22 protein-coding genes and 2 tRNA genes are annotated in these 23,610 nt (G+C 64.3%); 7 read left to right on the plus strand and 17 right to left on the minus strand.

Going from position 1 to position 23,610, the window contains the following annotated elements:
• Positions 1-55: 55 nt before the first annotated feature.
• The 5 genes from E7681_RS07120 to E7681_RS07140 are packed head-to-tail and all read right to left on the minus strand — an operon-like array spanning position 56 to position 4,119.
• Positions 56-1,228, minus strand: coding sequence for a molybdopterin molybdotransferase MoeA (locus tag E7681_RS07120; RefSeq protein WP_136338591.1), 1,173 nt, complete (start codon positions 1,226-1,228; stop codon positions 56-58).
• A complete protein-coding gene (gene moaC / locus E7681_RS07125; RefSeq protein WP_136338592.1) occupies positions 1,225-1,701 on the minus strand; it encodes a cyclic pyranopterin monophosphate synthase MoaC in 477 nt (158 codons plus the stop codon). Before moaC ends, E7681_RS07120 begins: the two co-directional genes overlap by 4 nt.
• Entirely contained in the window at positions 1,701-2,519 is an 819-nt protein-coding gene (gene trpC, locus E7681_RS07130; RefSeq protein WP_136338593.1) for an indole-3-glycerol phosphate synthase TrpC, read from the minus strand. Before trpC ends, moaC begins: the two co-directional genes overlap by 1 nt.
• Complete coding sequence (trpD, locus tag E7681_RS07135) at positions 2,516-3,541, minus strand: anthranilate phosphoribosyltransferase (protein WP_136338594.1); 1,026 nt, start codon at positions 3,539-3,541, stop codon at positions 2,516-2,518. The genes trpC and trpD overlap by 4 nt, the downstream gene beginning before the upstream one ends.
• Positions 3,538-4,119 carry an anthranilate synthase component II gene (locus E7681_RS07140; protein WP_136338595.1) on the minus strand — a complete coding sequence of 194 codons (582 nt, stop codon included), beginning with the start codon at positions 4,117-4,119 and terminating at the stop codon, positions 3,538-3,540. Before E7681_RS07140 ends, trpD begins: the two co-directional genes overlap by 4 nt.
• A gap of 149 nt (positions 4,120-4,268) precedes the next feature.
• On the opposite strand from E7681_RS07140, the gene E7681_RS07145 reads away from it, so the two are divergent.
• Positions 4,269-5,624, plus strand: coding sequence for a divergent polysaccharide deacteylase family protein (locus E7681_RS07145; protein WP_246032421.1), 1,356 nt, complete (start codon positions 4,269-4,271; stop codon positions 5,622-5,624).
• On the opposite strand, the gene E7681_RS07150 is transcribed toward E7681_RS07145, so the two are convergent.
• From E7681_RS07150 to fabI, 6 genes are all read right to left on the minus strand, one after another.
• Complete coding sequence (locus E7681_RS07150) at positions 5,621-6,196, minus strand: rRNA large subunit pseudouridine synthase E (RefSeq protein ID WP_136338596.1); 576 nt, start codon at positions 6,194-6,196, stop codon at positions 5,621-5,623. The genes E7681_RS07145 and E7681_RS07150 overlap by 4 nt on opposite strands.
• A 91-nt stretch (positions 6,197-6,287) precedes the next feature.
• The gene (gene trpE, locus E7681_RS07155; protein WP_136338597.1) at positions 6,288-7,799 is read right to left on the minus strand and encodes an anthranilate synthase component I; all 1,512 of its coding nucleotides are present in this window, start codon (positions 7,797-7,799) and stop codon (positions 6,288-6,290) included.
• Positions 7,800-7,810: 11 nt separating this feature from the next.
• Positions 7,811-9,652 (minus strand): peptidyl-prolyl cis-trans isomerase, encoded by a 1,842-nt coding sequence (locus E7681_RS07160; protein ID WP_136338598.1) that lies wholly within the window; start codon positions 9,650-9,652, stop codon positions 7,811-7,813.
• Between the two features lie 41 nt (positions 9,653-9,693).
• A complete protein-coding gene (locus E7681_RS07165; protein WP_136338599.1) occupies positions 9,694-10,884 on the minus strand; it encodes an aminotransferase in 1,191 nt (396 codons plus the stop codon).
• Positions 10,885-11,004: 120 nt separating this feature from the next.
• A complete protein-coding gene (gpt, locus tag E7681_RS07170; protein ID WP_136338600.1) occupies positions 11,005-11,511 on the minus strand; it encodes a xanthine phosphoribosyltransferase in 507 nt (168 codons plus the stop codon).
• A complete protein-coding gene (gene fabI, locus E7681_RS07175) occupies positions 11,511-12,332 on the minus strand; it encodes an enoyl-ACP reductase FabI (RefSeq protein ID WP_136338601.1) in 822 nt (273 codons plus the stop codon). Before fabI ends, gpt begins: the two co-directional genes overlap by 1 nt.
• Before the next feature lie 167 nt (positions 12,333-12,499).
• Here fabI and pdxH point away from each other — a divergent pair, with 167 nt between their 5' ends.
• From pdxH to E7681_RS07195, 4 genes are all read left to right on the plus strand, one after another.
• Positions 12,500-13,105, plus strand: coding sequence for a pyridoxamine 5'-phosphate oxidase (gene pdxH / locus E7681_RS07180; protein ID WP_136338925.1), 606 nt, complete (start codon positions 12,500-12,502; stop codon positions 13,103-13,105).
• Between the two features lie 115 nt (positions 13,106-13,220).
• Entirely contained in the window at positions 13,221-13,760 is a 540-nt protein-coding gene (locus E7681_RS07185) for a cold-shock protein (protein WP_136338926.1), read from the plus strand.
• Positions 13,761-13,846: 86 nt separating this feature from the next.
• Entirely contained in the window at positions 13,847-14,233 is a 387-nt protein-coding gene (locus E7681_RS07190) for a DUF192 domain-containing protein (RefSeq protein WP_342777050.1), read from the plus strand.
• 66 nt (positions 14,234-14,299) lie between these two features.
• Positions 14,300-14,376: transfer RNA gene (locus tag E7681_RS07195), tRNA-Pro, on the plus strand.
• A 63-nt stretch (positions 14,377-14,439) separates the two neighbouring features.
• Here E7681_RS07195 and E7681_RS07200 read toward each other — a convergent pair.
• Complete coding sequence (locus E7681_RS07200) at positions 14,440-14,664, minus strand: hypothetical protein (protein ID WP_168733171.1); 225 nt, start codon at positions 14,662-14,664, stop codon at positions 14,440-14,442.
• A gap of 259 nt (positions 14,665-14,923) precedes the next feature.
• Between E7681_RS07200 and E7681_RS07205 the strand changes: the two genes are divergently transcribed.
• Positions 14,924-18,604, plus strand: a complete 3,681-nt coding sequence (locus tag E7681_RS07205; RefSeq protein WP_136338604.1) for a vitamin B12-dependent ribonucleotide reductase — start codon at positions 14,924-14,926, stop codon at positions 18,602-18,604.
• Between the two features lie 229 nt (positions 18,605-18,833).
• Here E7681_RS07205 and E7681_RS07210 read toward each other — a convergent pair whose 3' ends face one another.
• Together E7681_RS07210 and E7681_RS07215 are read right to left on the minus strand one after the other, a co-directional pair.
• Positions 18,834-19,289, minus strand: coding sequence for a disulfide bond formation protein B (locus E7681_RS07210; RefSeq protein WP_136338605.1), 456 nt, complete (start codon positions 19,287-19,289; stop codon positions 18,834-18,836).
• Positions 19,286-19,864, minus strand: coding sequence for a YqaA family protein (locus E7681_RS07215; protein ID WP_136338606.1), 579 nt, complete (start codon positions 19,862-19,864; stop codon positions 19,286-19,288). Before E7681_RS07215 ends, E7681_RS07210 begins: the two co-directional genes overlap by 4 nt.
• 108 nt (positions 19,865-19,972) lie before the next feature.
• Here E7681_RS07215 and E7681_RS07220 point away from each other — a divergent pair.
• A tRNA-Leu gene (locus E7681_RS07220) sits at positions 19,973-20,058 on the plus strand.
• 71 nt (positions 20,059-20,129) lie between these two features.
• Here E7681_RS07220 and E7681_RS07225 read toward each other — a convergent pair.
• The 3 genes from E7681_RS07225 to E7681_RS07235 form a co-directional block, all read right to left on the minus strand.
• Positions 20,130-21,506: a multicopper oxidase family protein gene (locus tag E7681_RS07225; protein WP_246032422.1), complete on the minus strand. Its 1,377-nt coding sequence runs from the start codon at positions 21,504-21,506 to the stop codon at positions 20,130-20,132.
• A gap of 90 nt (positions 21,507-21,596) precedes the next feature.
• The gene (locus E7681_RS07230) at positions 21,597-22,604 is read right to left on the minus strand and encodes a glycosyltransferase family 4 protein (RefSeq protein ID WP_136338607.1); all 1,008 of its coding nucleotides are present in this window, start codon (positions 22,602-22,604) and stop codon (positions 21,597-21,599) included.
• A 15-nt stretch (positions 22,605-22,619) separates the two neighbouring features.
• Positions 22,620-23,609, minus strand: a complete 990-nt coding sequence (locus E7681_RS07235) for a glycosyltransferase family 2 protein (RefSeq protein ID WP_136338608.1) — start codon at positions 23,607-23,609, stop codon at positions 22,620-22,622.
• Position 23,610: the final 1 nt, after the last annotated feature.

Below are 23,610 nucleotides of genomic sequence, written 5' to 3' on the forward strand. Positions count from 1 at the left end.
ATCCCGGGGGTGTGGGTGAAAATCCCGGATTTTCACCCGAGGGGGCAGCGCCCCCTTAGATCGGCAGGTACTCGACCAGGTCGCCGGTCTGGCGCGCGCCGTCTTCGGGCGGGCGGATGACCAGGGCGTTCGCCTCGGCCAGTACAGACAAAAGCGAGCTGTCCTGACGCTCGAACACCGTCATGCGTCCGTTCTCGACCCGTCCGCGCATATAATGCTCTCGCGGGCCGTTCGAGGGGATCGCGGCCGCCAGCGGGGCGGACTGGCGCGGGCGGGCGGCGGGGGGCAGGCCCTGCAGCGCGTCGACCACCGGCAGCACGAAGACATTGCCGCAAACCATCGCCGACACCGGGTTGCCCGGCAGTCCGATCATCAGCGCCTCGCCCATGCGGCCGGCCATCAGCGGTTTGCCGGGGCGCATCTTCACCTTATAAAAACTCTGCTGCATCCCCAATTCTTGCGCGACCTGGCCGACGATGTCGTAATCCCCGACCGAGGCCCCGCCGATGGTGATCACCAGATCGGCGCCCTCGGCCAGTTCGAACACGGTTTCCACGGACGCCGGATCATCCTTGGCAATCGGCAGGATCCGCGTCACAGCCCCGGCGCGGTCGAACAGCGCCTTCAGGCCAAAGGTGTTCGAGACGATGATCTGGTCGGGGCCTGGGGTGTCGCCGGGCATGACCAGCTCGTCCCCGGTCGAGATCAGCGCGATGTCAGGGCGGCGATAGACCGTCACTTCGGGGATGTTCATGGCCGCCAGCAGGGCCACCTCGTTGGGCGACAGGGTGCGCGGGGCGGTCAGGGTGAAACCGGCGGCGAAATCGTTTCCGGCGGGGCGGATATTGGCGTTGTCGCCGGGGTCACGCTCGATCGTGATGGTGTTGACGAAGCGGTCCACGTCTTCCTGGATCACCACGAAATCCACGCCTTCGGGAACCGGTGCGCCAGTGAAGATGCGCACGGCCTCGCCCGGGCCGACGAAACCGTCAAAGCCACGGCCAGCGGCGGATTCGCCGATGATCTTGAACTTGGCACCGACGGCGACCTCATCGGCGCGCACGCCGTAGCCATCCATCGCCGAGCCCGCAAAGGGCGGCTGAGTCCGAACGGCGGTGGCATCCTCGGCCATCACCCGGCCAACGGCCTGCGCCAGCGGCACGGTTTCGGTGCCCAGCGGGGTGACCAGGGAAAACAGATGCTCCAGCGCCTCGGAAACGGTGATCATTGTGCCTCGTAACGTCCTGATTTTCCGCCGTCTTTCAAGGTGACGCGGATGCCGCCGATCTCCATCGCCTTATCGACGGCCTTGCTCATGTCATAGACCGTCAGCGCGGCGGTGCTGACGGCGGTCAGCGCCTCCATCTCGACGCCGGTCTGGCCGGTGGTTTTCACCGTGGCCTCGATCCGGACGCCGGGCAGGTCGGGGTCCAGCGTCAGTTCGACCGCGACCTTGGTCACGGGCAGAGGGTGGCACAGTGGGATCAGGTCGGGCGTTTTCTTGGCGCCCATGATGCCGGCCAGCCGGGCCACGCCCAGAACGTCACCCTTTTTCGCGCGACCTTCGGCAATGATATCATAGGTTTGCGGGGCCATCTTGATCCAGCCCTCGGCCGTGGCGATGCGCGAGGTGACGGCCTTGTCGGACACGTCGACCATATGGGCGTCGCCCTTGGCGTCGAAATGGGTCAGGCCCGACATCACATTTGCCCCGGCATCAAGGGGTTGGCCAGCAGCGCGCGGGTGGCGGCGGCCACGTCGTCCTGACGCATCAGGCTTTCGCCGATGAGGAAGCAACGCGCGCCGTAGCGGGCGATGTCGCGCAGATCCTCGGGGGTGAACAGGCCGGATTCCGAGACCAGCAGACGATCCGCCGGGGCCAGACGGGCCAGACGGCGGGTGGTGTCCAGCGAGGTCTCGAACGTTTTCAGATTGCGGTTGTTGACGCCGATCATGCGCGATTTCAGCTTGGCTGCGCGCTCCAGCTCGGCCTCGTCATGCACTTCGATCAGGGCGTCCATGCCCCAGTCGGTGGCGGCGTCTTCCAGTTCTTGCGCCTGGGCGTCGCTGACGCTGGCCATGATGATCAGGATGCAGTCGGCCCCCAGCGCGCGGGCTTCGGCGACCTGGTAGGTGTCATACATGAAATCCTTGCGCAGCGCGGGTAGCGAGGTGGCGTTGCGCGCAGCGGTCAGGTAGTCCTTGGCGCCCTGAAAGCTGGGGGTGTCGGTCAGCACGGACAGGCAGGTCGCGCCGCCGTCCTCGTAGGCTTTGGCCAGCACGGGCGGATCGAAATCCGGACGGATCAAGCCCTTGGAGGGGCTGGCTTTTTTCACCTCGGCGATCAGGCCATAGCCTTCACGAGAGGCGGTAAAGAGCGCATCGGCAAAGGGGCGGACGGGGCTGGCCTCGCGGGCGGCCTCCTCGACGGCGGACAGGGGTTTGGCGGCCTTGTCGGCGGCCACTTCTTCCAGCTTGTAAGCCTTGATCTTGTCCAGAACGGTGCCGGTGTCGGTCATGCGCTTGCCTCCGAGGTGATGCGGGCCAGGGCCTCGATTTTCTGTTTGGCGGCGCCGGAATCGATGCTTTCGCGGGCCATTTCGACGGCGTCCTTCAGGTCTTCGGTCTTGCCGGCCACTTTCAGCGCGGCAGCGGCGTTCAGCAGCACCGCGTCACGATAGGCGCCGGGGGCGCCGTTCAGCAGCGCGCGGAAGGCATCGGCGTTTTCCGACGGATCACCGCCGACGATCGCCTCGAACGGGTGAACGGGCAGGCCGAAATCGTCGGGATGCACCTCGAAATCAGCGATGCTGCCGTCGGTGTCCAGTGCCGAGACCCAGCTGACGCCGGTGATGGTCAACTCGTCCGTGCCGTCCGAGCCATGTACCAGCCACGCGCGTTCCGAGCCGAGACGGCCCAGCGTTTCGGCCATCGGGCGGATCAGGGCGCGGGAAAACGCGCCGGTCAGCTGGCGCTTGACGCCCGCCGGGTTGGTCAGCGGCCCGAGGATGTTAAAGATGGTGCGGGTGCCCAGCTCGGCCCGGACGGGGCCGACATGGGCCATCGCGGGGTGGTGCATGGGGGCCATCATGAAGGCGATGCCACACTCGGCCAGCGCCTTTTCGACGACCTTGGGGCCGACCATGACGTTGACGCCCATCTGGCCCAGAGCGTCCGCCGCCCCGGATTTGGACGACAGGTTGCGGTTGCCATGCTTGGCGACCGGTACGCCCGCGCCTGCGACAACAAAGGCCGTGGCGGTGGATATATTCAGCGTGCCCTTGCCGTCGCCGCCAGTGCCAACGATGTCCATCGCGCCTGCGGGGGCGGCGACCTTGTGGCACTTGGCGCGCATCACGGCGGCGGCGGCGGCGTATTCGTCCACCGTTTCACCACGGGTACGCAGGGCCATCAGGAAACCGCCGATCTGGCTGGGCGTGGCCTCGCCTTCGAAAAGGATGGAGAAGGCTTTTTCAGCCTCGTCTCGGGTCAGGGGGCGGTCGGCGGCAGCACCGATGAGGGGTTTCAGCGCGTCGCTCATGCCGGGACTTTCATCACGTTGAGGAAGTTTTGCAGCATCTGGTGGCCATGCTGCGAGCGGATGGATTCGGGGTGGAACTGCACGCCGTGGATCGGCAATTCACGATGTTGCAGGCCCATGATTGTGCCGTCCTCTAGGTGGGCGGTGACCTCAAGGCAGTCGGGCAGGGTGGCGCGGTCCACCACCAGCGAGTGATAGCGCGTCGCCTCGAACGGGCTGGGCAGCCCTGCAAACACGCCTTTGCCGGTGTGATGGATGGTGCCCATCTTGCCGTGGACGATTTCGTGGCAGCGCACGACCTTGCCGCCGAAGGCCTGACCGATGGTCTGGTGGCCCAGGCACACGCCCATCAGCGGGGTCTTGGTTTCAGCCGCGGCCTGGGTCAGCGCCAGGCAGATACCGGCCTGATCCGGATCGCAAGGACCGGGCGACAGCAGGATGCCGGCGGGGTTCATCGCCATCGCGGCCTGCACATCCAGCGCGTCATTGCGTCGTACAACCACATCTGCGCCCAATTCGCCCAGATAATGCACAAGGTTGTAAGTGAAACTGTCGTAGTTATCGATCAAGAGCAGCATCGGGGCGGTCTTTTCCCTGTGGCAGTCGGTTTTCGGGGCTGGAGGCGCCCCCTCTGGTCGCGGTATACTTGTTCAGGGTTGGCCGGGACCGTCAAGGGGCAGGGTGCCAATCGCGACAAAGAGATGAGAAGAAACAAGAGGGCAGCAGCGTGGCAAAAGGCGTCTTTCGCGGGTTCGTGACGGGGATGATCGTGTCGGGATTGGGCATTGGCGCGATGTCGCTGATGTACCCGTTGCGCGATGGCCCCGCCCCGAAAACCGGCGCGGTCGAGGTGCCTGCGGGCTCGGATTTCGAGGGGAAGCGCGAGGACACCCAACCGACGCTGCCCGGAGGCGAGGCCGCGCCCAAGCCGGCCGAGGCCCCCAAGATCGAGCCGCCCGCGACCGAGGCCGGCAACCCGGTCAACGAGGACGCCACCCAACCCGCCAGCAAACCCGAAACCGGAGAACCCGAGGGCACGCTGACGCCGCCTGCCGATGCCGCGCCCCCCGCCGAAACGGGCAGGGACGACACTGCGCCCAGCCCGGTGACCGAGGTTGACCAGCCCGCAGCGCCCGCGGGCGACGACGCGCGGATCTCGACCGATCCGGCGCAGCCTGCGGCCCCCGAGGCGCCCGAGGAAAAGGCTTTCCCCGAACAGGACAAGGCCGCGGATGTCAGCCCCGGTGCTGAAGACGGCGCACCGCCCGTGCCGCCCCAGCGCGCCGAGCCGCTGCCCAGCGTGACAGACGAAGAGCCCGAGGCCGAGCGCCCGCGCATCGGCACTCCCGCAGGCTCGCTAACCGATAAGGACGAGCCCGCCCAAGTGGTGACCGAGGACACGACCCCGCCGATCCGCGCCAACGCCGTCGCCTTTGAAAATCCCGAAGCCAAGCCGCTGATGTCGGTGATCCTGCTGGATGACGGCACCGGCAGCGTCGGGGCCGAGGCGCTGGCCGCCTTCCCCTATCCGCTGACCTTTGCCGTCGACGCCTTCGCCCCGGACGCGCCTGACCGTATGGCCCGCTACCGCGCCGCCGGGTTCGAGGTGATGGCCCTGCTAGACATGCCGCAGGGCGCCACGCCCGCCGATGCCGAAACCCTGCTGCGCGGCGCGCTGAACAAGCTGCCCGAAACGGTCGCCGTGATGGAAGGCGATGCCACCGGCCTGCAAGAGACCAAGCCCGTCTCGGACCAGCTGGCCGCGATCCTGACGGAAACCGGCCACGGCCTGGTGCTGTTCCCCAAGGGGCTGAACACCGCCCAGAAACTGGCCGCCAAGGAAGGCGTGCCCTCGGCCACCGTGTTCCGCGATTTCGACGGTAAGGAGCAGGACGCCCAGGTCATCCGCCGGTTCCTGGACCAGGCTGCCTTCAAGGCTCGGCAAGAGGAAAACGGCGTCATCATGCTGGGTCGGATGCGGCCGGACACGATCTCGGCCCTGTTGCTGTGGGGATTGCAGGATCGCGCCTCCAGCGTGGCGCTGGCGCCGATCTCGGCACTGTTGCTGGCGCAAAAACCCTAAGCGTCGCGCCAGGTGCCGCTGTCCAGCCCGTCCAGGGTCCAGTCGCCTATGCGATAGCGGATCAGCCGCAGGGTGGGAAAGCCCACCGCCGCCGTCATCCGCCGCACCTGGCGATTGCGGCCCTCGGTGATGGTCAGCGCGATCCAGCCATCCGGCACCGATTTGCGAAACCGCACCGGCGGCACGCGCGGCCACAGCCCGGCCGGTTCCTCGATCCGCTCGGCCTGCGCGGGTCGCGTCATGCCATCCTTCAGCATCACGCCGCGCCGTAACTGCTCCAGCGCCTCGTCGGTGATCTCGCCCTCGACCTGCACCCAATAGGTTTTCGAGGTCTTGGCCTTCGGATCGGCGATCCGCGCCTGCAGCCGCCCGTCATCGGTCAGCACCAGCAACCCTTCGCTGTCACGATCCAGCCGCCCGGCGGCATAGACGCCCGGCACGTCAATGAATTCCGACAGCGTACGCCGCGCGGACCCTTCGGTGCCCTTGTCGGTGAATTGCGACAGCACATCGAACGGCTTGTTGAACAGAATGACCCGAGGCCGCGCGCCCGAACCTGTCTTCTTGCGCATCGTCCCTGTCCTTCTTCTTTTCCCAAATATCCCGGGGGGAGCGTTGAAAATCACAGATTTTCAACGTGGGGGGCAGAGCCCCCCGACGCCCTCAGTCGTTGCCCGACCGCACGAACCGCGCGGCATCGGCGGCCGCACGCCGGATCGCGTTGGATTTGTGCACGGTCTCCATGTACTCCGCCTCGGGATTAGAGTCGTAGACGACCCCGCCACCGGCCTGGATATACAGCTTTTCGTCCTTCACGATGGCCGTACGCAGGGCGATGCACATGTCCATATCGCCGCCCGCGCTGAAATAGCCGACACCGCCGCCATAGACGCCGCGTTTTTCCGGCTCCAGTTCGTCGATGATTTCCATCGCGCGGACTTTGGGCGCGCCGGACACAGTCCCCGCGGGCATCCCGGCAAAAAAGGCCGACAGCGCGTCCTGATCCTCGGCCAGTTCACCCACCACGTTCGAGACGATGTGCATCACGTGGCTGTAACGCTCGATGATGAATTGCTCGGTCGGGCGGACGGTGCCGATCTTGGCGACACGGCCCACATCGTTGCGGCCCAGGTCCAGCAGCATCAGGTGCTCGGCCAGTTCCTTCTGGTCGGCCAGCAGGTCCAGCTCCAGCGCCTTGTCCTCTTCGGGGGTGGCGCCGCGCGGGCGGGTGCCGGCGATTGGGCGGATGGTGACCTGACGGTCGAACACGCGCACCAGAATCTCGGGGCTGGCACCGATCACCTGGAAGCCGCCGAAGTTGAAATAGAACATGAACGGCGACGGGTTGGTCCGGCGCAGCGAACGATAGAGCGCAAACGGCGGCAGCGGGAAATCCTGCGTCCAGCGCTGCGAGGGCACGACCTGAAAGATATCGCCCGCGCGGATATAGTCCTTGGCCTTGTCGACCGCGTCCATATAGCCCTGCTTGGAGAAGTTCGAGACCGGCGCGCCGGCCTCGTGCGCCTGGCCCAGATCGCGGCTGGCCTGGGGCAGGGCGCGTTCCAGATCGCGCACCGCATCCATCACGCGCTCGGCGGCCTGGGCATAGGCGGCGCGGGCCGATTGGCCGTCGCTGACCCAGGCGGGGCTGACCACGGTCACCTCGCCCTTGACGCCGTCCAGCACCGCCACGACAGACGGCCGCAGCATCAGCGCATCGGGCAGGCCCAGAGGGTCGGGGTTGACGTCGGGCAGATGCTCGACCAGGCGGATCATGTCATAGCCCAGATAGCCGAACAGGCCGGCAGAGGCGCCGGGCAGATCCTCGGGCAGGTCGATCTTCGACTCGGCGATGATGCCGCGCAGGGCGGCCAGCGGGTCGGTCGTATCCTTGACGAAGGCCTCGGGGTCGAACCGCGCGGTCCGGTTCAGCCAGCTTTCGGTGCCGTGGCATTTCCAGACCAGATCGGGCTTCATCCCGATGATCGAGTAACGGCCGCGCACTTCGCCCCCGGTCACTGATTCCAGCATGAAGGCGTCCTTTTGGGCGCCAGCCAGTTTCAGCATCAGCGAGACGGGCGTATCCAGATCGGCGGCCAGGCGGGCGTAAACGACCTGGTTCTTGCCCGCATCATAGGCGCGGGAAAAGTCGTCAAAGGCGGGCGTCAGTTCCAAGGGGCCGCTCCTTACTGGAAATTCGCGTGGACCGCGTTGATTGCGGCCTGATCCAGCGTGATCCCGGCGCGGGCCTGAATCTCGGACGCGTAGGCCGCGTAAAGGTCCTGCGCCAGCGAGGCGGCAACATCCTGCGACAGCTGCTTGCGGATCATCTGGACATCCGGGTTGTCGGCATCGGGCGCCAGCACGTCGTCAAGGCGTACGATGGTCACCAGCAGGTCACCGGCCACGACCGCGACATCGCCCTTGTTCATCTCGAACACCTTGGTCAGGAAGCCCGCCGGAGCGCCGGTCACGAATTGCTGACGCGTCACGCCGGTTTCGACCTGCGCGGTCAGGCCAAGCGCGGCCATGTCGCCGGTGGTGGCCAGTTGGGTGACCAGATCGTCGGCCAGCGCCTTCAGCGCGGTCGAGGTCTGCTCGGCCTTCCAGCCTTCGATCACGGCGTCGCGGACCTCGTCCAGCGGTTGCAGGCGCGGATCAACGATGCCTTCCATGCGCAGCGCGGCGATGCCGCCGTCGTCCAGTCGGATCACCTGCGGATAGTCGCCCTCGGCCACGGCCTCGGCCGCATCGCGGAACGCGGCGAAACCGTTCACCGGCGCATCCGCATCGGCGTGCCAGTCCAGCGTTGCCAGCTGCATATGCGCCTCGGTCACCAGTTCTTCGAGCGTTGCGCCACCGGCCAGCAGGTCGTCGATCTGCTCGGTCACGGTTTCGATCTGGCGGCGCGCGCGGTCGGCGGCCAGGTCATCGCGGATTTCCTGACGGGCATCCTCGAGCGAGGTTTCCTGCGCGGCCAGAATGCCGTTCACGCGGAACAGGGCCGGGCCCAGGTTGGTGTCAAACGGGCCGACAACATCACCAACAGCGGCGTTGAAGACCGCGCCACCGGCGGCGTCCAGCTCTTCCTTGGTGACGTCGCCCAGGTCGATGTCCGACAGTTGCAGGCCACGCTCGGTCACGATGGCTTCGAAATCGGTCTCGCCGGTTTCAATCCGCGCCTTGGCGGCCGATGCGGCCTCGGTGTCGGCAAAGGCCAGACGTTCGACTAGGCGACGCTCGGGGCGCATGTACTCGGCCTTGTTCGCCTCGTATTGCGCGACGACAGAGGCGTCGTCCACCTCGACCTTGTCCAGCAGCATGTCGGGGGTCAGCCAGACATAGGTCAGCTTTTTCATCGCCGGGGTGGTGAAATCGGCCTTGTGATTGTCGTGATAGGCGATCAGCTGCTCTTCGGTCGGGTCCAGCAGCACGACGGGCATCGTGTTGGCATCCAGCACGGCCCAGGTAAAGTTGCGGCGCTCGGCGATGAAGCCCATCAGTGTGTCCAGATAGGTTTCCGGCATCGAGGCCCCGGCGATGATCGCGCCCTGCAGCAGCGAGCGGGCGGATTCGCGGCGCATCTCGTCTTCGAATTCGCTTTCCGACAGGCCGGTCTGCGACAGCGCGAACTTGTAGCTTTCGCGGTCGAACTTGCCGTCCGGCCCCTTGAAGCCGGGGATTTGCAGGATCTGGCGGCGCAGGATTTCGTCGCCCATGGACAGGCCGATCTGCCGCGCTTCGTTATCCAGCGCGGCGGCGCCGATCATCTGGCCCAGAACACCCTTGTCGATGCCGCGCGCCTGCGCGTCCGCCAGCGACAGGCGCTGACCGGTGCGGGCTTCGATGTTGCGCAGCTCTTCTTGCAGGGCGCGACCGTATTGCTGAACGCTGATCTTTTCTTCGCCGACGGACCCCACGGTCCGCACGCTGCCCGAAAGGTTGATCACCCCGAAGCCGCCAAGGCCCAGAATGAGCATCGCCATCAGGATCCAGATCAGAATTTTGGTCGTTCCACCGCGCGCCATGTGCTTCCCTTTTCCGGGTCAATTTCATTCGTCGTGCGTGTCTACGACGAGACCCCGCGCGGGGCAAGGGCTGCAAGGCGCTCAAACAGCTGTGTGATCCCTGTGCGATCAATATTGGCAAAGGCAATCCGCAGCTGACGCTCGCCTGCCGGGTCGTCCGAGGGCATGAACATGGTGCCAGGCAGGGCAAGAACCGCGGCTTCGTCCACCATGTCCTGCGCCAGTTGCAGGGACGAGCGGCGGAACGGGTGCTGGACATAGGCGAAATAGGCGCCGGCCCCCAGCAGTTTCCAGCCTTTCTCCTCTAGCTTGGGGAAATGCTCTTCGATCGCGGCGCGGCGGTCCAGGATCTCGGCGCGTTCACCGGCCAGCCATTGGCGCAGGTTGCGCATCCCCCACAGCGCCGCGTGCTGCGCAAGCTGGTTGGGGCAGATCGTGACGGTATCGAGGAATTTCTCGACCTCGGCCAGACGCGCCGGGCTGGAGATCATCGCCCCCACGCGGTGGCCGGTCAGACGATACGCCTTGGAGAACGAGTAGAGCTGAATCACCGTGTCATCCCAGTCGGGGTCGGAGAACAGATCATGCGGGGCGCCGTCGCAGCTGTGGAAATCGCGATAGGTCTCGTCCACGATCAGCGCGATTCCGGCCGTGCGGGCCACGTCGCGGAAGGCGGCGATCAGCTCGGGCGGGTATTCCGCGCCGCCCGGATTGTTGGGCGTGACCAGCACGATGGCGCGGGTGCGCGGTGTGATCAGCGCCTGTGCGACGTCCGGGTCGGGCAGCAATCCCTGGCCGGTGGGCAAAGCGACGGCGCGCACGCCGGTCATGTCCAGCCACATTTTATGATTGAAATACCAAGGGGTTGGCAGGATAACTTCATCCCCTTCGGTGGTCAGCGTGACCAAGGCCGCGCAAAAGGCCTGATTGCAGCCCGAGGTGATGCAGACGTTTTCCGCCTCGATCTGGCCGCCGTAGCTGGCGCTGAACTGGCTGGCCACCTCGGCGCGCAGATCGGGCAGGCCCAGCACCGGCCCATACAGATGCGCCGAAGGCAGGTTCAGCGCGGTGTCGGCAATCGCCTCGCGCAGGGCCAGCGGGGGCTGTTCCACGGGGGCAGCCTGGCTGACATTGATCAGCGGTTTCTCGGGGCTGAACGTCTTGCCCGCGATCCAGCGCCGCGCCTCCATCACCGGAGAGGGGAAGGTCGTGGCGGTCCGCGAAATGGTCATCTTATGCTCCTGATCTATCGGAGGGCCGGGTATTGCGATCAGTTAGAGCAATGAAAAAACGGGCGTGCAATCGCTTTCGCCCGTTTTTCTGTCTTGTCTTGTGTCGGAGCGTTGGTCCGGTCAGTCCTTGCCGCGGTAGGGCTCGACATATTGCAGGGCCATGTCCCACGGGAAGAAGATCCACGTGTCCTGGCTGACTTCGGTGATGTAGGTGTCCACCTGCGGACGGCCCTTGGGCTTGGCGTAGACGGTGGCGAAATGCGCCTTGGGGTACATCGCGCGCACCAGTTCCAGCGTCTTGCCGCTGTCCACCAGATCGTCGATCACCAGAATCCCGGTGCCGTCGCCCATCAGGCCCGCGTCGGGCGCTTTCAGCACCTGTGCCTCGCTTTGTGACTGGTGGTCGTAGGATTTCACGCTGATCGTGTCGATGGTGCGGATGTCCAGCTCGCGCGCGATGATCATCGCGGGGGCCATGCCGCCACGGGTAATCGCGACGATGGCCCGCCAGTCCCCATTGTCCGGCCCGTTGCCGTCCAGACGCCATGCCAGCGCACGGCTGTCGCGGTGGATCTGGTCCCAGCTGATGTGGAAGCCTTTTTCGTGGGGCAGGCGGGTTTCGGCCATCAGTCCTTCCTTCCGGTCACAACGTCGATATCGGGGGCATCCACGGCTTTCATGCCGACCACGTGATAGCCCGCATCCACATGCAGGTTCTCGCCGGTTACGCCGCTGCCCAGGTCGGACAGCAGGTAAAGCGCCGATTTGCCCACGTCGTCAATGGTCACGTTGCGGCGCAGGGGCGAGTTCAGCTCGTTCCACTTCAGGATATAGCGGAAATCGCCGATGCCGCTGGCGGCCAGCGTCTTGATCGGGCCGGCGCTGATCGCGTTGACGCGGATGCCGTCCTTGCCCAGATCTTCGGCAAGGTACTTCACCGATGCCTCAAGTGCGGCCTTGGCCACGCCCATGACGTTATAATGCGGCATGACCTGCTCGGCGCCGTAATAGGTCAGCGTCAAGGCGCTGCCGCCCTCGGTCATCAGTTTCTCGGCGCGCTGCATCACGGCGGTGAAGCTGTAGCAGCTGATGTCCAACGTCATCAGGAAGTTGTCGCGCGAGGTTTCGACATAGCGGCCGCGCAGCTCGTTCTTGTCGGAAAAGCCGATGGCATGGACCAGGAAGTCCAGCTTGCCCCACTTGGCCTGGATCTCGGCAAAGGCCGCGTCGATCGAGGCCGGGTCCGACACGTCGCAATCGATCAGCGTGTCGACGCCCAGTTGGTCGGCCAGCGGAACGACGCGCTTGCGGAAAGCATCGCCCATATAGGTAAAGGCCATCTCGGCGCCCGCGTCGGCGCATGCCTTGGCGATGCCCCAGGCGATCGACTTGTCGTTCGCCAGCCCCATGATCAGACCGCGCTTACCGGCCATCAGTTGATTTGACATATCGCATTCCCTGACGTGCTTATCTGGTTAAGAGTGCTTTAGGGGATTGCCTCTTGCGCTTCAAGTGCAGCCTTTACGCCGCGTCTGGACGCAGGGGTAGAATACACCATATCGGGTGGGCAGGATGCCACGCACCGTTAACGATGATCGAGAAGCAGGAACGACAGATGACCGACAGGACCGGAATTTTCGCAGGGGATGACCCGTTCGAGATCGCCCGCCGCTGGCTGGCCGAGGCTGAACAGACCGAGGTGAACGATCCCAATGCGATCGCGCTGTCGACGGTTGACGCCAACGGGCTGCCCAATGCGCGCATGGTTTTGCTGAAGGAAATCGAGGACGCGGCCTTTGTTTTCTACACCAATTACGAAAGCGCCAAGGCCCAAGAGATCGAGCAGGATGGCAAGGCCGCCTTTGTGATGCATTGGAAATCCCTGCGCCGCCAAATCCGCGTGCGGGGCACCGTCACTCGCGAGGAAGGGCCCCAGGCGGACGACTATTACAAGTCGCGCTCGCTCAAAAGTCGGCTGGGCGCGTGGGCGTCCAAACAGTCGCGCCCGCTGAGTTCGCGCACCGCGCTGATGGCCGAGGTTGCAAAAATCACCGCGCAACATGGACCGAACCCGCAGAGACCATCCTTTTGGGGAGGTTACAGAATCACTCCGGTTGAGATTGAGTTCTGGGCAGACGGGGCGTTTCGGCTGCACGACAGGTTTGTCTGGCGGCGAGAAGGGCCTGAATCAATCTGGGAAATTACACGTCTAAACCCCTGACACTCACGTGACGCGAAATGCAACCGGTTGAAAAAAGTCAATTTTTGACTTGCGGCGGGGGCATGATATGTATCACTAATGTCATGGGGATGACGTTCAAGTGGGTACCAACGCTGTGAATACTGAGACTGACGGCGCTCGTAGGGTACACGGGCACGTTAAATGGTTTGACCCTGTTAAAGGGTTTGGTTTCGTGGTCGCCGAATCCGGCGGGCCTGATATCCTGCTTCATGCAAACGTGCTTCGCAATTTTGGGCAAAGCTCGGTTGCGGATGGCGCATTTATCGAGATTTCCGTTCAGGAAACGGGTCGGGGTGTACAAGCCACAGAGGTACACCGTGTCGATCCGCCGAAACCTGGCGAAGGGTCTGCGCTTGCGGATTTCGAGGAAATCGATCCCGAACTGATCCGCAACGCTCCGCTAGAGCCGGCGCGGGTGAAATGGTTCGATAAGGCAAAGGGATTCGGCTTTGCCAACGTGTTTGGCTTGGGCGAAGACGTGTTCGTGCATATCGAAGTGCTTCGGCGCTCGGGTCTGTCCGATCTTCAACCCGGAGAGGCCGTTGGCCTGCGGGTGATCGACGGCAAACGCGGACGCATGGCCACCGAGATCTTGGCCTGGGAAGCAGCGCTGAAATTCACGGTCGACGCGTGATGTCGGTGGGGCGGCACCTGATTGCTGCCCTGCTGGTCATTGCCGGGCCAGGGTCTGCACTGGCTGGCGCTTGCCGAACAGATATCGTGGACTTGTCCGGCGACTGGGGACACGCCCAGTTCCGCGTCGAGCTGGCCGACGATGCCGAGGAACGGGCGCAGGGCCTGATGCACCGAGAGGCGATGCCGCGCGGTAGCGGAATGCTGTTCGTTTATCCGCGCCCGCAGCCCGTGGCTTTCTGGATGCGCAATACGCTGATCCCGCTGGACATGATTTTCATGGATGAAACCGGCACCGTCACGGCGCTGCACGAGAACGCGCAACCCGGCGACGAAACACCTGTGCCGGGGGGCACGCAGGTGCGTTTCGTGCTGGAGATCAACGGCGGCATGGCCCAGATGTTGGGCCTGAAACCGGGCACACGGATGCGTCACCCCGCGGTGCCGCAGGCGATTGCGGCCTGGCCCTGTTGACTGGGTGCAAGCGGCACGATTTTAGCTTTTCAATCCGGCAACAGGTCTGTATGTGGTGCTTCGGTCCGGGGCGTAGCGCAGTCTGGTAGCGCATCTGTTTTGGGAACAGAGGGTCGGGAGTTCGAATCTCTCCGCCCCGACCATTTTCTGAAAATCACGATTTCAATGGCCGCGCCGGTTACGATCTGGCGCGACGATTCGGAGTGCTACCGCATCTTGTGGCAGGGCTTGATGAAATAACCACCAATAGATAAATTTGTTAATCTTTTGATTTGCTGCATCGCCGCAAGTTCATGTTGCGACTGCAGAAATTCCGCTAAAGCTGCCGGTTTGTTGGGAAAATCGAGGATATCCACAAACATGCCCACAGGGTGGCTTGCTGTGACGTTAACCAATTGAATCACCCGCTGTTCGCCGGGGGTGCCGGTCAACAGCAAAAACCCGGAAAATTCGAAAAAATGGCGTTGACCCTTTAGGGGTACCTGCTTCAAATTGTGGGGGCCGACCAAAACGTCCACAACATATAGTGGGCTGTGGGCAGGGGACAGAACTTAGCAAGATCAGGGGCATCAGGCCCCGACGGGCCGGACCGCACAGGCGCCGGACGGGGTTGCTTTGCCTGCCGTTTTGAAGAGGCCCGGGTGCAACGACATCCGGTCGAGGGAGAAGCTGAATCATGGGGCAGCGCAAATGAAGATTGAACGCAAATTCACCAAGGCCGGGCAGGACGCATATTCCGAGCTGGATTTCCGCACCACCGCGTCTGAAATCCGCAATCCGGACGGCACCATTGTTTTTCGCCTGGACGAAGTCGAAGTGCCGACCAGCTGGAGCCAGGTCGCATCGGACGTGATCGCTCAGAAATACTTCCGAAAGGCCGGCGTTCCGGCGCGTCTTAAGAAGGTGAAGGAAGCGGGCGTGCCCGAGTTCCTGTGGCGCTCGGTTCCGGCCGCCAAGGGCGCGGAAACCGGCGGTGAGACCAGCGCCAAGCAGGTGTTCGACCGTCTGGCCGGCGCCTGGGCCTATTGGGGCTGGAAGGGCGGCTATTTCTCGACCGAGGAAGACGCGCGCGCCTATTACGACGAGATGCGCTTCATGCTGGCCACGCAAAAGGCCGCGCCGAACAGCCCGCAGTGGTTCAACACCGGCCTGCACTGGGCCTATGGCATCGACGGCCCGTCGCAGGGCCACTACTACGTCGATCACCAGTCCAAGACCCTGACCAAATCCGCCAGCGCCTATGAGCATCCGCAACCCCATGCGTGCTTCATCCAGTCGGTGGCCGATGATCTGGTCGGCGAGGGCGGCATCATGGACCTGTGGGTCCGCGAGGCGCGCCTGTTCAAATACGGCTCGGGCACGGGCACCAACTTCTCTAGCTTGCGTGCCGAGGGCGAGCGTCTGTCGGGCGGCGGCAAGTCGTCGGGCCTGATGGGCTTCCTCAAGATTGGTGATCGCGCCGCTGGCGCGATCAAGTCGGGCGGCACCACCCGTCGCGCGGCCAAGATGGTGATCTGCGACGTCGATCACCCCGATATCCAGGACTTCGTGAACTGGAAGGTGAAGGAAGAGCAGAAAGTCGCCAGCATCGTTGCAGGCAGCAAGATGCACGAGGCCAAGCTGAACGAGATCTTCGACGCGATCCGCGCCTGGGACGGCTCGTCCGAGGATGCCGTCGATCCGGCCAAGAACGAGACCCTGAAAACCGCGATCCGCAGCGCCCGCAAGGTGCAGATCCCTGAAACCTACGTCAAACGGGTGCTGGACTACGCGCGTCAGGGCTATGAAAGCATCGAATTCCCGACCTACGACACCGATTGGGATAGCGAAGCATACGCCTCGGTCTCGGGCCAGAACTCGAACAACTCGGTCCGCGTCACCGATGCCTTCCTGAAGGCGGTCAAGGACGATGCCGATTGGGAGCTGCTGCGCCGCACCGATGGGGCCGTCGCAAAGACCGTCAAGGCGCGTGATCTGTGGGAAGACATCGGCCACGCCGCTTGGGCCTGCGCCGATCCGGGCATCCAGTTCCATGACACCGTCAACGCCTGGCACACCTGCCCGGAAGACGGTGAAATCCGCGGCTCGAACCCGTGCTCGGAATACATGTTCCTGGACGATACCGCGTGCAACCTGGCCTCGATGAACCTGCTGACTTTCCTGAAGGATGGAGAGTTCCAGGCTGACGACTACATGCACGCCACCCGTCTGTGGACCGTGACGCTGGAAATCAGCGTGATGATGGCGCAGTTCCCGTCCAAGGAAATCGCTCAGCTGTCCTATGACTTCCGCACGCTGGGTCTGGGCTACGCCAACATCGGCGGTCTGCTGATGAACATGGGCTTTGGCTATGACAGCAAAGAGGGTCGCGCCCTGGGTGCCGCGCTGACCGCGATCATGACCGGCGTGGCCTACGCGACCTCGGCCGAGATGGCGGGCGAGCTGGGCGCTTTTGACGGCTACGAGCGCAACAAGGCGCACATGCTGCGCGTGATCCGCAACCACCGGACGGCCGCCTATGGCGCCTCCGAAGGCTACGAGAAACTGGCCGTGAAGCCGGTGCCGCTGGATCTGGCCAATGTGCCCGATCAACGTCTGGCCGAGCTGGCTATGACCAGCTGGGACGAGGCGCTGAAGCTGGGCGAAAAGCACGGTTACCGCAACGCGCAGGTCTCGGTCATCGCGCCGACCGGCACGATCGGTCTGGTCATGGATTGCGACACCACCGGGATCGAGCCCGACTTCGCGCTGGTGAAGTTCAAGAAGCTGGCCGGTGGCGGCTACTTCAAGATCATCAACCGCTCGGTTCCTGCCGCGCTGGAGAAGCTGGGCTATTCCAGCGCCCAGATCGAGGAAATCGTCAGCTACGCCGTCGGTCACGGCACCCTTGGCAACGCGCCGGGGATCAACCACGCCAGCCTGATGCAGCACGGGTTCACCGAGACCGAGCTGGACAAGGTGGAACGCTCGCTGGCCTCGGCCTTCGACATCCGTTTTGTGTTCAACCAGTGGACCCTGGGCGAGGAATTCTGCACCAACGTGCTGAAAGTCCCCGCCGCCAAGCTGGCCGACCCGACCTTTAACCTGCTGACCCACTTGGGTTACAGCAAGAAGGACATCGAGGCCGCCAACGACCACGTCTGCGGGACGATGACGCTGGAAGGCGCGCCCTTCCTGAAGGAGGAGCACTACGCGATCTTCGATTGCGCCAACCCCTGCGGCAAGAAGGGCAAGCGCTACCTGTCGGTGAACAGCCACATCGACATGATGGCCGCCGCGCAGTCGTTCATCTCGGGCGCGATTTCCAAGACGATCAACATGCCGAACTCGGCCACGATCGAGGATTGCCAGGCCGCGTATGAACGCAGCTGGCAGATGGGCATCAAGGCGAACGCACTGTACCGCGACGGCTCGAAGTTGTCGCAGCCGCTGGCTGCCGCCCTGATCGAGGATGACGACGACGCTGCCGAGGTGCTGGAAACCGGCACCCCGCAGGAAAAGGCCGCCGTTCTGGCCGAAAAGATCGTCGAGAAGATCGTGGTCAAGGAAATCGTCCGCGCGCATCGCGAAAAGCTGCCCGAGCGCCGCAAGGGCTACACCCAGAAGGCCGTGGTCGGCGGGCATAAGGTTTACCTGCGTACCGGCGAATACGGCGACGGTACGCTGGGCGAGATCTTCATCGACATGCACAAGGAAGGGGCCGGTTTCCGGGCGATGATGAACAACTTCGCCATCGCCGTGTCCGTGGGCCTGCAATACGGCGTGCCGCTGGAGGAGTTCGTGGACGCCTTCACCTTCACCAAGTTCGAGCCGGCCGGGATCGTGCAGGGCAACGACTCGATCAAGAACGCGACCTCGATCCTGGACTACATCTTCCGCGAGCTGGCCGTGTCCTATCTGGACCGCACCGACCTGGCCCATGTGAAACCGCAGGGCGCCTCGTTCGATGACCTGGGTCGTGGGGTCGAGGAAGGCGTGTCGAACGTCGAAGAGCTGAGCGAAACCGCTGCCACCCGCAGCCTGGAGATGCTGAAGCAGATCAGCTCGACCGGCTACCTGCGCAAGCGCCTGCCGCAAGAGCTGGTGGTGCTGCAGGGCGGCCAATCTCTGGGCGGCGTGGCTTTCGGGCGCGATCCCGAAGCGGCGTTGCAGACGCTGGTGCCCGAGACGATGGGCACCGGGACGGGCGGTGCGATGCTGGCGGGCTCGACGGCGGTCAGCTCGGGCGCGGTGTCGATGGACGCGCGCACCAAGGCCAAGATGCAGGGCTACGAGGGCGAGGCTTGCGGCGATTGCGGCAACTACACGCTGGTGCGCAATGGCACCTGTATGAAGTGCAACACCTGCGGCGCAACGTCGGGCTGCAGCTAAGGATGGTGGCCGGTCCCTCGGGGCCGGCCCAAATTCTTTCAAAGAATTTGGTCAAGAATTTTAAAAATTCTTGACCGCGACGACCACCAAGGACGGTGCAAACTGTCAACGGAACTCGGGGCGGGTGCGCTCGTCCCGGCGACGCTCAGGCCGCAGGCATAAAACACCGAGCGGTATCAATGATCGAGCTTGAGCGGCGAAACTGGCCCCCCTTGCGGGGGCCTTTTCTTTAGCGGCGGGCGCGGGCGGCCATGATCCAGATGACCATCAGCCCGAACGAGAAAATCGCGTTCCAGCTGGCCATCGAGATGCCGAACAGCTCCCATGCCACCTGATCGCACAGCACGATCTTGGGGCCGTCCATCGCCAGAAGGTTATTGGCATCCATCCCGCCCGAACCGGTGCAGCTGGTGGGGCCTTGCCACCAGGCGCGCTCGACCCCCGTATGGTAGACCCCCAGCGCGCCGGTGATACCGGCCGCCAGCGCGCCCAGCCAGCACAGGGCCCGCGATGCCGTTGCCAGGGCGATCACCCCGATCAGGATCGCCGCCGCATGGGGCCAGCGTTGCCACAGGCACATCTCGCACGGGGCGTAGCCGAGGAACTGGAACACGAATGCCCCGCCCAAAAGGCCCGCAGACCCGGCCGCTGCTAAGGAAATCAGTGTTTTACGGTCAAGGATCATAGGAATTTCACCAGATAGAAGCCGCCCAGCAGGATGACGACGAAGAGGGTGAACATCAAGCCCAACCGCTTTTCGATGAAGTCACGAATTGGTGCGCCGTATTTCCACAAGAGCGCGGCGACCACGAAAAACCGCAGGCCACGTGCGAGGATCGAGGTCACGATGAATACGCTCAGTGGCAGGCCGGTCCAGCCGGACATGATGGTGATGACCTTGAACGGGAAGGGGGTCACCCCGGCGATCAGCACCGGCCAGAAGCCGAAGTCGTTGAAGCGGGTGTTGAACTCGGCCATGGCGTCGGCCTTGCCCATGGTTTCCAGAATGGGGCGGCCGATTTGTTCATAGAACTGCGCGCCGATCAGGTAGCCCAGCAGCCCGCCCGCCACAGAGGAGACAAGCGCCACGCTGGCAATCAGCCAAGCCCGGCGCGGGGCGGCCAGAATCATCGGGATCATCAGCACATCCGGCGGGATCGGGAACACCGACGCCTCGATGAACGAGATTGCCGCCAGCACCCACAAGGCGCGGGGATGGTCGGCCATGGACATGGTCCAGCGGTATAGCGAATGCAGCATGTGCAGGGTCCTGTTGCTTGCCCCCGTTACGCCACGGACACGCCGCGCCGTCAACCGCGCTTTTGCCTCTGGACGGGGCGCAAACGGTTGGGTAGAGGTGTGCGACGTGCCCAAGTGGCGGAATGGTAGACGCAGGGGATTCAAAATCCCCCGGCCTAACGGTCATGTCGGTTCGAGTCCGACCTTGGGTACCACCTTGAAAGACAAGGTATATCCCGCACGTTTGCGAAGTTTTCCTCGTGAAACCCGATGCTTTGCACCGCCCTCAGGCGACGTTGATCCATGTGGTCATGCCGCTGGCCGCATGGGCCAGCATGTGGCAGTGAAACAGCCATTTGCCCGGATTGTCGGCGGCAAAGGCGATCTCGAGCGGTTGGTTCGGGACGCTCAGGATGGTGTCGCGCAGGGGGCCGAGGCTGCCGTCGGCGTGCACTTCGCGGAAATGTGTGCCGTGCAGGTGCATCCCGTGCGGAAAAACCGTGCGGTTGATCAGTTTCAGGCGCACCGGTTCGCCGATCGAAAGCTTCGCAAACGGGGTGTCGGATAGCCCGGCCTGACCAGCCAGCGCCCAGAACTGGCCGCGTTCGATCATCTCGCGAAAGCTCAGGCGCTCGCCCTGATAGACGGCGCTTTCCATGCCAGCCATGGCACCGCCTTCCATTACCATCTCCAGCTTGCGGGCATCGGCCAGCGCGGGCAGCTCCATCCGCGGATTGGGCGGCAAGGCCGAGGGGGCGGGCCGCGCCGCGCGCGCCGACTGGCCGCTGACCGTGACATCGGCCAGCAGCTGCCAGTTGTCTTCCTGCATCCACATCAGCAGCCCGGCCTCTTGGGCGACAATGTCCACGATCAGGTCGATGCGTTGCGCCGGTGCCAGCGTGATCACGTCCGTCACCGGAACCGGAGCGTCCAGCGGCATGCCGTCCAGCGCGATGGCCCAGCCGGTCATCCCCTCAAGCCGCAGATCGAAGATCCGCGCGTTGGCGGCATTGATCAGGCGCAGCCGCAGCCGTTCGTTCTGTTGGGCGGTCAGGGTGAAATCGTAGCGCCCGTTCACGCCGACCAGATTGCCGGTGCGGCCGCCGTGGCTCATCATCATGGGGTGGTTGAAGGGTTCGGCAAAGCCGCCCGTGGCCGGGTCCAGCAGCCAGTCGTCCAGCACCAGCACCTCGTCCCGGTCCACGTCGAGGGCGTCGGGTTCCTCGACGATCAGGGCACCGGACAGGCCGCGCGCGACCTGCTCCATCGAGTTGGTGTGGGCATGGTACCAGTAGGTCCCGGCATCGGGCAGGGCGAAGTCATAGTCGAAGGTGCCCCCCGGCGGCACCGCGTCTTGCGTCAGGCCCGCCACGCCATCCATCGCGTTGTCGATGCGAATGCCGTGCCAATGGACCGAGGTCGGCACGTCCAGTTCGTTCACCAGCTGGCGGGTGATCCGATGACCCTGCCGCGCCCGCAGGACCGGCCCGGGGACCGAGCCATCATAGGACCAGACCTGGGTCGCGCCGTAGCCTTCGGGTGCCAGTTGGACGTCTGCCTTGCGGGCGATCAGGGTCTCGGGGCTGGCCAAAGCCGGGCGTGCGACCGTCGCTGCCGCCATCGCCGCGCAAAATCCCCGTCGCGTCATCGAAAATTGCGTCATTTCGGGGACTCCATCCGCTTGTTGCCTGTCGCGAACATAAGCGAGGATGGAGGCGGCGTCACTACGACTCAGCCGCCTTGAGGGATCAAATCAGGCCGCCAGTTGGGTATCGTCCGATGTCAGAACCGCGTGCAGCATTTGCTGCCAATTCTGTGCAAAGTCGCGTTCCAGTTCGGCCGGGTCAGGGCGGGCCGGTACGGCGATGTCGCCCTGCAACAAGGCGGTCAGCGCCTCGGTCCATGCCTCAACCGTGAACGACTGGACCGGGATCGCGCCAGCGGCGACCTGATCCTTCAGCCCATCCTGAGGCGAGACCAGCACGGGCCGTCCTGCCATGCGTCCCTCCAGTGCGACCAGACCATAGGCCTCCCAGCGGGAAGGCATCGCCAGGGCGTCGACGCTGGCCATCGCGGCCACCGGATCGGCGGCATGACCGGCAAAGGTGATGCGGCGATCCCCAGCGGCCAGATGTTTCAACTGCTCGGTTTCCGGCCCTTCGCCGAAGAACATCAACTCGGCGTTCGGGTCTTTGACCGCGCGGAAGGCCGAGATCAGCAGGTCAAACCCCTTCTGGCGGTCGTGCCGCCCGATGGCGCCGATCCGGCGGGGGGTGCTGGCCGCGGGGGCGGGCAGGGCGGCAAACCGCTCCAGCCCCACCATCGGCGGGATGACGGTCAGCTTGCCCAGATCCACCAACCGACGGCGGAACATCCAACGCGCCTGCGCATGGCTGACGGCGACCTGATGGTCGAACAGCGAATAGCCGATGCGCAGCAGGCTGAAGAACCGCTCGCGGTTGGGCACGTTCAACGCGGTGAAGCTTTGGGTGTAGCTATGCTCGACATGGATCAGCGGCGTGCCCGGATGCACCGCCCGCAAAGAGATCAGAGAGGGCAGCGTGCGCCAGCTGATCGACAGATGAGAGACGATCACATCGGCCTGAATCCGGCGCATCGACAGCGCGCCGCGTTTGACCGGGCGCATAATGTGCTGCGCGGTGCGGTTCATTTCGGGGTCGGCGCAGATATGCTCCAGCAGGCGCATCACGCCGCCGGCATTGGTGTCGTCGATCAAGTGAACGATGGTGGGGCGGTGCATGGCAAAAATCCTCAATCAAACTTCGGACGCGGTGTGGTCGGTCAGGCCCAGACGTTTGCGCACGGTGCGCGTGCCCAGCCCGACCAGCAGCAGCGAGGCGGCCAGCGTGATCAGCGTCTTGGCCGGTTCTTCCAGATAGGGTCGCAGCGAGGTGGTGTTGGACAGGCGCATCAATCGGCGCGCGGTCGAGCCGTCCAGATCGCTGATCGCGCGGCGCGCCAGATAGCGCAGCTGATAGGCCCGCGCCGCCGGGGAGTGCGTGGCGAAAAACGTGGGGTCCAGCGGGGTCAACTTGTGGATCATCCGTTCCCACGACTGCAACTGTTGCGCGGTGTTGGCCGACAGCCCACCCGGATTGACGCGGTACAGTGTCAGATCGCCGGGGACGCCCTCGATATCCCAATCGGTGGTTAGTGCCAGGCGCAGCCAGCATTCGATGTCCTCGGACTGGCGAAACGTTTCGTCGAAGACCCAGTCGCGTTCTGTTTCGTGCAGCGGGCGCCAGGCGATCGCGGCCAGGGTCGAGCGGCGCAGAACAGGCGCCGATCCGTTGCCGATCGGGTTCCGCTTGAGGATATGCGCGGCGGTCACATCCGTCAGGCGCGGGCGTTGCCGGTGGCGTGTGGGGCTGCCATCCGCGGCGATCAGGCGCGAGCCAGAGTAGCTGAGCCCGACCGAGGGGTTGGCTTCCAGATGCGCGACATGGGCGGCCAGCTTGGTCGGCATCCACAGGTCATCCGCGTCGCAGAACCCGATATAATCCCCCCGTGCGGCCGCAATGCCGGAATTGCGTGCGCCTGCCAGGCCACGGTTTTTCTGGTGAATAACCCTGACGCCCGGTTTTTGCGCCAGCGTGTCGGCCAGGGCAGGGGTCGCGTCGGTCGAGCCATCATTCACGATGATGATCTCGTAGTCGTCATAGGTCTGGGCGCGCAGCGCGGCGATGGTTTGCGACAGGGTAGCGGTGACGTTGTAGGCGGGGACAACAATGGAGGCTTTGGGCATA

The sequence above is a fragment of the Thalassobius vesicularis genome, from assembly GCF_004799325.1.
GTDB lineage: Bacteria > Pseudomonadota > Alphaproteobacteria > Rhodobacterales > Rhodobacteraceae > Thalassobius > Thalassobius vesicularis.

Coding starts and splice junctions, on each gene's coding strand:
- E7681_RS07120 (WP_136338591.1), bottom strand. CDS start 1,228: ATGATCACCGTTTCCGAGGCGCTGGAGCATCTGTTTTCCCTGGTCACC.
- moaC (WP_136338592.1), bottom strand. CDS start 1,701: ATGTCGGGCCTGACCCATTTCGACGCCAAGGGCGACGCCCATATGGTC.
- trpC (WP_136338593.1), bottom strand. CDS start 2,519: ATGACCGACACCGGCACCGTTCTGGACAAGATCAAGGCTTACAAGCTG.
- trpD (WP_136338594.1), bottom strand. CDS start 3,541: ATGAGCGACGCGCTGAAACCCCTCATCGGTGCTGCCGCCGACCGCCCC.
- E7681_RS07140 (WP_136338595.1), bottom strand. CDS start 4,119: ATGCTGCTCTTGATCGATAACTACGACAGTTTCACTTACAACCTTGTG.
- E7681_RS07150 (WP_136338596.1), bottom strand. CDS start 6,196: ATGCGCAAGAAGACAGGTTCGGGCGCGCGGCCTCGGGTCATTCTGTTC.
- E7681_RS07160 (WP_136338598.1), bottom strand. CDS start 9,652: ATGGCGCGCGGTGGAACGACCAAAATTCTGATCTGGATCCTGATGGCG.
- E7681_RS07165 (WP_136338599.1), bottom strand. CDS start 10,884: ATGACCATTTCGCGGACCGCCACGACCTTCCCCTCTCCGGTGATGGAG.
- gpt (WP_136338600.1), bottom strand. CDS start 11,511: ATGGCCGAAACCCGCCTGCCCCACGAAAAAGGCTTCCACATCAGCTGG.
- fabI (WP_136338601.1), bottom strand. CDS start 12,332: ATGTCAAATCAACTGATGGCCGGTAAGCGCGGTCTGATCATGGGGCTG.
- pdxH (WP_136338925.1), top strand. CDS start 12,500: ATGACCGACAGGACCGGAATTTTCGCAGGGGATGACCCGTTCGAGATC.
- E7681_RS07205 (WP_136338604.1), top strand. CDS start 14,924: ATGAAGATTGAACGCAAATTCACCAAGGCCGGGCAGGACGCATATTCC.
- E7681_RS07210 (WP_136338605.1), bottom strand. CDS start 19,289: ATGATCCTTGACCGTAAAACACTGATTTCCTTAGCAGCGGCCGGGTCT.
- E7681_RS07215 (WP_136338606.1), bottom strand. CDS start 19,864: ATGCTGCATTCGCTATACCGCTGGACCATGTCCATGGCCGACCATCCC.
- E7681_RS07225 (WP_246032422.1), bottom strand. CDS start 21,506: ATGACGCAATTTTCGATGACGCGACGGGGATTTTGCGCGGCGATGGCG.
- E7681_RS07230 (WP_136338607.1), bottom strand. CDS start 22,604: ATGCACCGCCCCACCATCGTTCACTTGATCGACGACACCAATGCCGGC.
- E7681_RS07235 (WP_136338608.1), bottom strand. CDS start 23,609: ATGCCCAAAGCCTCCATTGTTGTCCCCGCCTACAACGTCACCGCTACC.